The 10,359-nt window shown below is 70.4% G+C and carries 12 protein-coding genes; 1 reads left to right on the top strand and 11 read right to left on the bottom strand.

Annotated features, from left to right (window positions below; all coding sequences use genetic code 11):
• Nucleotides 1-5: 5 nt before the first annotated feature.
• From O0S08_RS01620 to O0S08_RS01575, 10 genes are read right to left on the bottom strand one after another with little or no spacing between them, the layout of a single operon-like run.
• The gene (locus O0S08_RS01620) at nucleotides 6-1,100 is read right to left on the bottom strand and encodes a phage baseplate assembly protein V (RefSeq protein WP_269037168.1); all 1,095 of its coding nucleotides are present in this window, start codon (nucleotides 1,098-1,100) and stop codon (nucleotides 6-8) included.
• Entirely contained in the window at nucleotides 1,097-2,296 is a 1,200-nt protein-coding gene (locus O0S08_RS01615; protein ID WP_269037167.1) for a phage late control D family protein, read from the bottom strand. The genes O0S08_RS01620 and O0S08_RS01615 overlap by 4 nt, the downstream gene beginning before the upstream one ends.
• A gap of 7 nt (nucleotides 2,297-2,303) precedes the next feature.
• Nucleotides 2,304-2,591: a LysM peptidoglycan-binding domain-containing protein gene (locus O0S08_RS01610; protein ID WP_269037166.1), complete on the bottom strand. Its 288-nt coding sequence runs from the start codon at nucleotides 2,589-2,591 to the stop codon at nucleotides 2,304-2,306.
• Complete coding sequence (locus O0S08_RS01605) at nucleotides 2,588-3,211, bottom strand: CIS tube protein (RefSeq protein WP_269037165.1); 624 nt, start codon at nucleotides 3,209-3,211, stop codon at nucleotides 2,588-2,590. Before O0S08_RS01605 ends, O0S08_RS01610 begins: the two co-directional genes overlap by 4 nt.
• Nucleotides 3,195-3,491 (bottom strand): hypothetical protein, encoded by a 297-nt coding sequence (locus O0S08_RS01600; RefSeq protein ID WP_269037164.1) that lies wholly within the window; start codon nucleotides 3,489-3,491, stop codon nucleotides 3,195-3,197. The genes O0S08_RS01605 and O0S08_RS01600 overlap by 17 nt, the downstream gene beginning before the upstream one ends.
• Nucleotides 3,488-3,649 (bottom strand): hypothetical protein, encoded by a 162-nt coding sequence (locus O0S08_RS01595; protein ID WP_269037163.1) that lies wholly within the window; start codon nucleotides 3,647-3,649, stop codon nucleotides 3,488-3,490. Before O0S08_RS01595 ends, O0S08_RS01600 begins: the two co-directional genes overlap by 4 nt.
• Nucleotides 3,646-5,454: a hypothetical protein gene (locus O0S08_RS01590; RefSeq protein ID WP_269037162.1), complete on the bottom strand. Its 1,809-nt coding sequence runs from the start codon at nucleotides 5,452-5,454 to the stop codon at nucleotides 3,646-3,648. Before O0S08_RS01590 ends, O0S08_RS01595 begins: the two co-directional genes overlap by 4 nt.
• A gap of 5 nt (nucleotides 5,455-5,459) precedes the next feature.
• Nucleotides 5,460-6,305, bottom strand: coding sequence for a hypothetical protein (locus O0S08_RS01585; protein WP_269037161.1), 846 nt, complete (start codon nucleotides 6,303-6,305; stop codon nucleotides 5,460-5,462).
• 4 nt (nucleotides 6,306-6,309) lie between these two features.
• Nucleotides 6,310-6,816 carry a phage tail protein gene (locus tag O0S08_RS01580; protein WP_269037160.1) on the bottom strand — a complete coding sequence of 169 codons (507 nt, stop codon included), beginning with the start codon at nucleotides 6,814-6,816 and terminating at the stop codon, nucleotides 6,310-6,312.
• Nucleotides 6,817-6,843: 27 nt separating this feature from the next.
• Complete coding sequence (locus O0S08_RS01575; RefSeq protein WP_269037159.1) at nucleotides 6,844-8,418, bottom strand: phage tail sheath family protein; 1,575 nt, start codon at nucleotides 8,416-8,418, stop codon at nucleotides 6,844-6,846.
• A 659-nt stretch (nucleotides 8,419-9,077) separates the two neighbouring features.
• Between O0S08_RS01575 and O0S08_RS01570 the strand changes: the two genes are divergently transcribed.
• A complete protein-coding gene (locus tag O0S08_RS01570; RefSeq protein ID WP_269037158.1) occupies nucleotides 9,078-9,632 on the top strand; it encodes a hypothetical protein in 555 nt (184 codons plus the stop codon).
• A gap of 58 nt (nucleotides 9,633-9,690) precedes the next feature.
• Here the strand turns inward: O0S08_RS01570 and O0S08_RS01565 are convergent, their stop codons facing one another.
• Nucleotides 9,691-10,092: a hypothetical protein gene (locus O0S08_RS01565; RefSeq protein WP_269037157.1), complete on the bottom strand. Its 402-nt coding sequence runs from the start codon at nucleotides 10,090-10,092 to the stop codon at nucleotides 9,691-9,693.
• Nucleotides 10,093-10,359: the final 267 nt, after the last annotated feature.

The following is a 10,359-nucleotide window of genomic DNA, read 5'->3' as shown; positions in this document are numbered from 1 at the left end:
GCATGTCAATCTCCGATGACGACCGTCTCGCTGGCCTGCACGATCTTGCTCGTGCACTGCGACGGCGTGGTCCCCGGGAACGGCATCACCGGCGGCGTCGTCGCCCCGCTCCCGCTCATGTGCGTGTGGCTGGCCAGCCAGCCCATCAACATCGCGACCCAGTTCCAGAACACCGGGTCGTCGGTCATCGTCGACATCACCTGATCGTTGCGCCGGGCGGCGCCCATGATCCCGGAGTTGATGTTGACCCGCGGCGCGTCCGCGGCGACGCCGGCGGCGCTCATCTCGATCCGGTCGGTCCCGCCGAGCGCCTCGATGCGGATGCCGCCGCGGTCGAGCGTCACGACGTTCTCGTTGTTGTCGCGGATGACGATCCTGGCCCCGTCGGACGCCCCGTACAGCTCGATCGTCTGCACCACCCGCTGGTCGCGGTCGGTGTTCTTGAGCAGGATCGTCGGCGAGTCGCGGCGGGCGTCGAGCAGCACGGTGTTGCCGGCGAAGTCGGTGACCTCGATCTTCGCCTCGTCCGTCACCAGGTCGCCGTAGTCGACCTCGCTCGCGGTCTTGGCGGGGTTGCCGTCGGCGTCGCGCTTGGTCCCGTCGCGCAGCGGGGCGACCAGCGAGATCTTCTGGCCCGAGGCGTCGCGGAGGTCGAGGCGCTCCTCTCCGGGGCGATCGACCGCGATCAGCGAATGACCGGAGAAGGTGCGGAGGACGTGGGTGTCGATGTCGGGAGGATCCTCGTCGCCGTCGCCCGGCGGATCGGGCTCGCCGCCCGGAGCGCCGGGGCAGCAGCCGACCCAGATCGGGTATTGAGGGTTGCCGCGGTAGAACTCGACCCACACGCCGGTGGTGTAGGAGCCGTCGCTGCCGCGCGTGACCGGCGGCACGTCGAAGTTGCCGAAGTTGCGGCCGCCGCCGTAGGGGAAGCACGGCAGGGCCCAGCCGCTGGGCACCGCGCCGAGCACCTCCGGTACGAGCAATCGCAATCGACCGAGGCGCTTCGGATCTTTGTTGTCGTAGACGAAGCCGTGGTACTTGCCGACGTAGCGTTGCTCGACGCGGCGACCGATCTCGTCCCAGCGATCGTCCGTGCTCATGGCGCCACCTCCCTGCCCGGTTTACGCGTCTCGACGCGCTCCTCGCCGCCCTTGGCCTGGACCCGCGGCTCCTGCTCGCGCGGGGTGCGGAGCCTGCCGAACGCCGGCTCCTCGGTCGCGTTGCGCTGCACCCAGAAGCGCTGGCGATACTCCTCGAGGGTGAATCGGTGGACGACCTTGGTGACGTAGTAGTCGCCCGAGAATTGTCGCCCCGCGCCGCGGATCGGCACGATCGCCCGCGCGCGCAGGGCGGCGCCGTAGAGCTTGCCGTCGAGCTCGCCCTCGGCCTGCACGATCCAGTCGTGGTGGCGCCGCACGCCCTCGGCGAAGCTCTCCATCTCCTGCTCGCTGCCGAAGGCGATCGGCTGGGCGATCGTGGTCGAGCGGCCGGCGGCGCTGCGACCGGCGCGCTGGTCGTCGACGCCCTCGCGCCCGAGCTGCTGCTGCGGCGAGACGGCGACCTCGAGCGACTCGAAGGTCTTGGCGATCGGATCGATCCGGGCGATCCGCACCCGCGACGGCCGGTCGCCGACGATCTTCGGCTTGAAGCGGATCGCGTTGGCGGTGGCGTAGCCGAGGCCGATGGCGATGTCGCGCTGCGGCGTGGTCGCCAGCTTGGGCTTGCGGAAGTAGCCCTTGGCGCCGCGGACGAACAGCTCGTAGCCCAGCTGCGCCGCCAGCCGGTTGAGGAAGTCCCAGTCGGTCCCGCGCTGCATCAACAGGTTGTCGTCGAGCGCGTGCACCACCCGGCTGTCCTCGACCTCGTGCTCGAGGCCGTAGCTCTCGAAGATCTCCGCCGCCACGTCGCTGAACTTGCGGTCCTCCCAGGCGACGACCTTCTCCTCCTGCTGCATCGAGTAGCTGACGTCGTGGCCCCACACGAGGAGGCTGCTCTTCGATTGATTGGTGCCGAACTCGGGCTGCAGCCCGGCGATGTAGCCGTCGATGAGGATCTCGCTGCGGCCCTCGAACCCGGCCTCGACGGTGACGCGCTGCCACAGCCGCAGCGCCGTCGCCGGCCCCTCGCCGTCGTCGAGGTGCGTCCAGGTGCTGTCGGGGCGGCAGAAGATGCCGAGCTTGAGGGCGAACGTGCTCGGCTCGGCCTCGCGTTCGCACACCTCGAGCGCGATCATGTCCTCGTAGAGGCTCTCGATCTCGCGTCCGTCGACGCGGATGACGCAGACACGCTTGGCCATAAGTCCTTCACAGCAGGCGGTTGGGCGGGATCTTCAGGACGCGGCCGGGGACCATCAGGTCTTCGGGGAAGAAGGCCTGGTTGGCGTCGCAGATCAGCCAGAACTTGAGCGGGTCGCCGTAATAGCGGTCGGCGAGGTGATCGATGCGTTCGCCGGCGACGACGGTGTGGAGCCGCTCGGTCTCCGCGATCTCCCCGTGGTGCGGGCGCACGCCCTCGATCGGCGCCGACGAGCGGTCGGGGTCGATGCTCACGTAGGTGTCCTTTCGCTGGTATCGGCTGCCCTGATGGATCATGGCGTGAGCATGCCTCCCACGGCGCCGGCGACGACCGACGACATCGGTTCGATGATCTCCATGCTGATCGCGGCCTCGACGACGAGCGGGCTCAGGGTGGCCGAGAACAGCGACTCGGTGAAGGTGAGCGAGGTGACGAAGCCCTTCCACACGCGGTCGCCCCAGTAGAAGTCGACCTCGGGCGTCTCGGCGTTCTCCTCGAAGCCGCGCGTGCTGAGGGTGCCCTGGGGGAGCTGCAGCTCGGTCGGCTCGACCAGCGCCTCGAGCTGACGGATCGCCGCGGAGACGCCCGAGACGGGGCCGAGGCTGAGGCTGCCCAGGCCGGCGGCCCGCTGCGCCAGCATGAGGCCCAATTGCAGGGGGAACGCCCGCGACGCGTCGAGGCGGATGTCGAGGTCGATCTTCCACCGGCCGACCTTCATCGAGTACTTGCGGCCCGCGTTGCCGCGACCGGTCGTGGTGCCCTTGCCCTGATTCGTCGAGCTGTCCTGCAGCGAGACGGTGCGCGTGCGCTTGAGCGTCTCCGGGTTGAACTGGAACAGCAGCCCCTGCGGCTGGCCGGAGCGGTCCTTGTAGATGAAGAGGCCGGGGATCAGCGGGATTTCAAACGGGTTGCTCATCGCACCTCCAGGCGCTCACGAGCGCGTCCCGCACGGTCCTTGCGATCGTCACCGGCGACGCGTTCGGGTCGGACAGGCGCAGGCAGAGCCGCTCGACGCGGAGCACGCCGGGGACCGCCGCGCCGCGGCGGATGTCCCGCAGGCGCCGCTGCTGCACCGTCGCCAGCTCCTGCGCGAGCGCCTGCGCGACGCGTCGCCCCAATTCGACCCCGCGACCGGCCGGCCACGGCTCGCGGCATTCGATCACGAGCTCGTCGAGGATGATGCGATTGTCGATCATCGCCGCCTCCTGCTCGCGTCGTGCGCGGCGATCACCAGCGACCCGGTGACCGTATCGTTCGTCGCCGACGCCCCGGGCTGAGGCGCCGGCAGGCGGACCACCACGCGACGGATGACGACGCGGAGGTCGAGCGCCACCACCTCGCTCGGCGCTTTCATACGACCTCCTCCGAACGACGGCCCGCACCGATCTCGTCCAGCAACGAGCCGGCCGGCTCGAGCGCCGCGGCGTCGACCCGGGCGCTGCGGGCCGCCGGCCGCGCTCCGGCCGCGGCGCGCCCGTGGCCGTCGATCTCGACCTCGATCGCGCCAATCTCGATGTCGTGGATCCCTCCGCGGTATTCGGCCCTCGCGGTCGCGGCCCGCTGGGGCGCCAGCGCGGAGCCCTCGAGCGCGCGCGGCGTCCGGATGGGCGACGCAGCTCGACCCTCGCGCGTGGCAGCCCGAGCTGCGACGAAGCGGGGCTCGGGAGAGGTTCGCTCGCTCCCGTCCTCGGCGCGGCCCCGCGGCGTCGCGCGCAGGGGCTGGTCGCGGACGACGGATTCGCCGGCGCGCTCCGCCGCCGTCGCGGCCCTCCCGCGGGTGAATACGAATCGTTGCACCGGGGGTGGGCTCGTCGCCGGCGGCTCCGACGCTGATGATTCGCCCGCCTGCGGCGAACGCGAGGGGACTGCTCGCGGCTCCTCGCGACCGAGCGGCGATGAATCAACGCTGTCGACGCCGGCCCGGCCGCGCAGGAGGCTCGGCGATTCGCCGCGGTCCTCGAGGGCTGCCGAAACGTCCTGCGCCGCGGGGGCGCGCACGAGCGCTGCGTCGTCGAACCTCCGCGCGCGGATGGGCGACGTCGATCCGGCCGGTGTCGTCGTGACGGACTCGGTCCGGCTGCGGCTCGCGGCAAAACGCGGCTGACCGGGCACGATCGGCGCGTCGATCGCGGCGCCGACGTCAACGCGCGGGGGAGCGCTCGGCGGCGCCGGGCGGGGGACATCCGGTGTCTCGAGCGCCGGCCGCTCGCGATACGACGCCGATCCGTCCGGTGTCGTCGTGACGGACTCGGTCCGGCTGCGGCTCGCCGCGGAACGCGGCCGGGCGGGCACGATCGGCTCCTCGATCGCGGCGCCGACGTCGACGCGCCGGGGAGCGCTCGGCGGCGCCGGGCGGGGGACATCCGGTGTCTCGAGCGCCGGCCGCTCGTGCTGCAGCTCGCGCACGACCGTCCGCACGAGCTCCACGTCGATCGAGGACACCGCCGTCTGCGGCGCGTGCGGGGGCGCCGCCCGAGCAGGCGACGCACCCGGCGGCGCGGCGGTCATGGCTCGCGCCGCGGGCGACGGAGACGGAGTCGAAGCGGAGTCCGGCGGCGAGAGCGACGATTCGTTCTCGACGAGCAGCGACAGCAGCGACCAATCGTCGCCGCGCTCCGGCTCGCCCGGTGCGCCGAGGAATCGCAGCAGGAACGCCTTCCAGGCCGCGGGCGCGTCGTCGCCGACATCGACGAGCGAGAGCGGCTCGGGCCCCGGGGAGAAGGCGCCCTCGTCGGCCAGCACGTCTTCGGGCAAGGCGCGGACGACCAGCGGTCCTTCGCGGCCGTCCTCGCCCAGCGATCGCAAGTACACGTATTCCTCGTCGACGCGCTCGATCGCCCACTGCGCGGCCTCGGCGACCTCGTACTCGGTCCAGCCGTCGACGACGCGGACGGCGAAGGCCGGCACGGGCGTCGACACGCCGACGTGGGTGAGGTCGTCGACGGCGACCAGCGCCGCCCCGTCGAGCCACCCGAGCGCTCCGGACGGCAGCAGCACCACCGCGCCGCCGTCCGCTCGCACGCCGCCGATCCGCGGCAGCGGCACGCCCCGGTCGACCACCGAGCGCGCGAGCTCGTCCGCGCTCATGAGCTCCGCGGATTCGTCGCGGACGACCTGGATCGTCCGCCTCGCGGGCACGGCGCCCGGTCGCAGCCGCACGGGATTCACCGCTCGACCTGCCCTCTCGCGAGGCGATCGCGCTCGAGCAGGTCGAGGTATTCGCGCCGCAGCGAGCGCGGCAAGCCGAGGATCTCGGCCTGCGACCAGTGATAGTGGAGAGCCAGCCAGTGGACCTCCGTGAGCAATTCGGAGCGGGACCGGCGGAGCTCGCCGAACAGCCCGCGGACGGGCTCGTATTCGTGCGAGAACGGGCCGCCGCAGGTCGGGCACTCGAGGTCGAGGGCCAGGTCGAGCCGCGGCGCCGCGTTGCCGATGGCGAGCGCGCAGGCGACCTGCTCGGCGGCGTCCAGCGCCGCGGCGGGCTCGGACTCGCCGACCAGGCAGCGCGCCACCAGCAGGGCCGCGCGGGCGTCCGCGGCCGCGTCGAACAGCGCCTCCTGGTCGCCCGCGCAGGGCAGGCGCACGCGTACGGCCCGGCCCGAGGCGAGCGAGAGCTCGCGCTGGCGCGCGGGCGACGAGGGCGACGCGACGATCGTCGACAGATCGATCTCGATGTCCATGCGGCGCCGGCAGTCCGCGGCCGGGCAGCGGATCGTCTGATAGCGCCGGTTGCCGAACGTCAGTCGGTCGAGCTCGATCAGCAGGAAGTCGCGATCGATCGGCAACAATCGTCGCACATCCTCGACGTCGACCTCGGTCCGCGCGCCGAGGCGGCACAGGCAGCGGGCGAGGACCAGGTGCGCGGCGAAGAACGGGTTCGACTGGTCGGCGGCCGCGAGCTCGGCCGCGCCGTCCATCGCGGTGAGGGTCGCGCGGCGATGGAGGCCGTCGCCCGCGCGGGGCAGGCCGCACGGCAGCTCGACGTCCTTGCGTGGACCGTACGACCGCATCGATTCACCGCTCCTCGGGGGCGTAGGCGAGGCGCTCGACGGTGAACCCCTCGTTTTGCAGCTCGAGCGTCTCGATCGCCACCTCGCCCGCGTTGGCGTTGAGCTCGGGCAGCACGATCAGCTTCGACGGCCAGGCGTTGTAGATGCTGACGACCAGCACCTTCTCGTTGGTCAGGCTGTAGACCTCGATCTGGAAGTCCTTCCTGAAGTCGTGGAAGCTCTCCGACCCGGTCAGACCGCCGGCCTGGTACGAGTTGACGCGGTTCATCCAGGCGATGAAGGCCGGGTCGGCCGAGACGCCGCGTTCGAGCGTGATCGGCTCGTACTTGGTCCCCATCGGCAGCTGGAGGACCGTGGTGTTCAGGCCGCCGGCGCGCCAGGGCTTGGCCTCGACGCTCTTGGTGAGCGCCGAGACCTTGGACACCGCGGCGATGTATTCGTTGTCCCACTTCACCAGGAACTTGAAGTTCCGGTAGGGATCGTAGGTGAGCGACTTCGCGTTGAAGACCATCGTTGTGCCTCCGGATGCGCGACCGGGTTATTCCTTGCGCATCTGGGTGAGGTGAATGATCACGAACTCCGCCGGCTTCAGCGGCGCGAACCCGACGATGATGTGGACCTCGCCGGCGTCGATCGACGCCTGCGGGTTGTTCTCGGCGTCGCACTTGACGAAGTAGGCCTCCTCGGGCTTGCTGCCTTGCAGCGCGCCGGCCCGGAATTGGCGGAGCATGAACGCGTTGAGGTTGAAGCGGATCGCCGCCCACAGGGGCTCGTCGTTGGGCTCGAAGACGACCCATTGGGTCCCGCGGTACAGCGATTTGGCCAGGAACATGGCGAATCGCCGCACCGGGACGTAGCGGTATTCGGGGTCCTGGCGGGTGGCGATGGTGCGGGTGCCCCAGACGACGATGCCGGCGTCGGGGAACTGGCGGATGCAATTGACGCCGATCGGGTTGAGGATCTCCTGGTCGGCGTCGGTCACCTGGACGGCGACGCCGACGGCGCCGAGGATCGTCGCCTCGGTCCCGGCCGGGGCCTTCCACACCCCGCGGCGGTTGTCGATCCGCGCGTAGAGGCCGGCGATCGCGCCCGAGGGCGGCGCGAAGCGGGTGGCGCCGGGGATCTGCGAGTAGGGGTCGGGGACCTCGATCCACGGGAAGTACAGCGCCGCGTGCGAGTCCTTGGTCATGGCCTTGAGCCGCTTCGCCACGTCCTCGAGCTGCACCTCGCGCTTGCTGCGATTGCGCGGGTCGCCGGGGGGGTCGATGACGTAGATGAGGTCGCGTCGGTCGGCCACGTAGGCGACCCCTGTCGCGACGATGTCCGCCTCGTACTTCCCGGGGATGGCGAGGATGTTGACGTCGTCGAGGACGTCGAGCTCCTTGAACGCCAGCTTGAGCGTCTCGGGCAGGAAGACCTTGGCCGCGCTGCCGTCGTCGCCGCCCGCGAGCGGCGCCACGGCCCGCTGCTCCTTGCCGTCGGCGGTCTCGACCTCCTCGAGGGTGAACTCCTCCTGCGGGAAGTCTGCGGCCTCTCCCTGGTCGATGCGGATGTAGTTCGAGTCGCGGTTGATGATCGACGCGTAGAAGCGCTCGCCGTCCTCCTTGACGCCGACCCGCGGGATCGTCTCGAGATCTTGCGGTTCGCCGTCGACCTCCTCGAACACGACGAAGTCGTAGAGCACCGGCAGGTTCGGGTCGGCGTCCGGGTCGGATGGGTCGCGACCGGCGTTGCTCAGCCGGACCTTGACGAACAGGGTGCTGCTCCACGCCCCGCCGCCCACGGCCTCGACGTTCACCTCGCCGACGTCCCCCTCGGTGGAGAGCTTGGCGACGCCGACCGGCGCCTCGGGGTCGAGGAGGCGGACCACGTAGGCCCGCTTGCCGCCGTTGAGGAAGAAGTGATACACGGCGAGCGGCATGTCGGCTTCCTTTGTCATCTCGCCGAACAGCCGCTCGTAGTCGCTCCAGCTGGTGATGAATGTCGGGTAGAACGGCCTTCCTCGCGCCGCCGCGCCGACGAAGCAGGCGGTCGAAGTGCCGACACCCTCGATCGGCTTTACGCCGCTCGACTCCTCTTGCACGTATACACCGGGACTCAGGTACTCAGGCACGAGATCCCTCCCACCGAATTTCACGGGTGAATGCACGACGAATGATCGTCGGGCGCCAGTTTTGCGGCTCGAACCGAAACGAACAGCCAGCGAAGACGCGCGCGAGCCGATGTCGCGCTCGATCCGGGACCATGTCACGGGTCCGGGCTATGTCAAATCGGATACCGACGTTATATGAATTAAATCAAAGGTCCGCCGATTCGTCGCGTCATCGCGCGAGCTCTCGCCCCCGGCCCGCGGGCCGACGTTCGAACGCGCGCCGCGATTGCCGACCGCGATTCATCGGCCCCGCGGCCGCTCTATCATCATACTGTCCGTCTGCCTCGCCATATAGGGAGGGAGCCGCGGGCGAATGAGCCGTACGACGATATCGCCCGCGACCTCGGCCCGCATTCGTCGGACGCCGCCGCGCGGCCTGGCCCGGGCGGTCGCCGCGCCTGCTCGGCCGGCCGCCGCGCCGCGATTCCCTGCGCAGACTGCGCATTCGAGGCGCGCGATTCGACGCCGGGGGCGAAGCCTCTCGCCTCCCCATCCCATTCGACAGGGGCGACAACCCTCTCCGTGGCGAAACGCGATCAACCATCACACTCTCCCCACCGCGTAGCGAACTCGAACTGTGCGCGATCGGTCGGTCGCGGGCGAATGGAATGGGGGGTCGAATGGATAGCCGAGAGAAGGACCAGCAGGATTACGTCAAGCAGCTGCCTCACACACAGCGCAACGTGTTGGAGGCGCAGCGGGACCTGGAGCTCCAGAAGGCGAAACAGAAGCGACAGGAGGCGGAGAACGCGGCCGATGAGGTCTACGACGCCGCCATGGCGGAGAAGGAGAAGGCGGTCAAGAAGGCCGCGCTCGAGGAGGCGAGGGCCCTCGCCGTCAGGGATACGGCGCTCAAGCAGAATCAGGTGGCCTACGACACCAGCCTCAACGCGAGCGAGCCCAAGGTCTGCTCCTCGCAGGTCAAGGAGGCGAAGAAGGAGATGTTCAAGACCCAGCGGGAGAAGGACAACGCCCAGGCGAACGCCGAATACGACCTCGAGGTCCTGAAGCAGAAGAACGCCGTCCAGGCGGCCGAGGCGGCGCTGAAGACCGCGGGGGACACGAAGCAGCTCGCGTTCACCAAGGCCAAGGGCATCGAGAGCGTCGACAAGCTGCAGGCGGAGTACAACTACCGCAAGGCGATCAGCGAGGCGCTGGAGAAGCTCTGCAAGTGACGGCCGCGCCCGAGCGCCGGCGCGGCCTGGCGCGAGGCCTCACGAAGAGCCCGCCGGTTCACGAGGCGGACGGGACGATCCGCGACAGGATCTGGACCGGCCCGCCGAACGACAGCGTCACGCCCTTGCACTGCAGCCGCGTCTCGCCGTCGTACTCCCCGTCGACCTTGCAGTCCGCGAGCGCCTTCTTGGCGTCCTCGAGCTTGGTCTCGCGGGTCAGCCGGACCTCGCCCACGCAGTAGGTCTTGCCGGTCTCGACGTCGGTCGCCGGCGCCTCGGCGCCAGCCGTCACCTTCACGTCGCAGTTCGCGGCCGGGGCCGGCGCGTCCGTCTTCTCGGGCGCCTTGTCCGGCGCCTTGGCCGGAGCGGCGGCGGTCTTGGTCGCGGACGAGTCGGCGCAGGCGGAGGCGAGCAGCGCGAATGCTGCGAGGTAGCGGAGGCGCGGAATGAAGTGGGACATGCGGGGACCTCGCCGCGAGCGAACCATCACCTCCCGCCCCTGTCAATCAGGACTCGTCGCGCCTCGACCCGACGCGCTCGCGCTCGCGCCCGTGTCGCCCGACTGTCACGCGAAGACCCCGCCCCGGCTCGCCGCGACGACCCGCCGGCGCTCGCAATTCGTGCGCGACCGACGAGGCCGCGGCGGCCGCTCCAAAGCGGCCGCGGGCGTCGATCAGCGCGCCTCGTCCGGCCGACCGACGCCCGCGGGCATCATGCACTCGCAAGC

Origin of the sequence: Nannocystis punicea, assembly GCF_026965555.1 — a bacterium.
Lineage (GTDB): Bacteria > Myxococcota_A > Polyangia > Nannocystales > Nannocystaceae > Nannocystis > Nannocystis punicea.
Note: the sequence above shows the minus strand (reverse complement) of the source record. Positions and strands in the feature narration are given on the sequence as shown.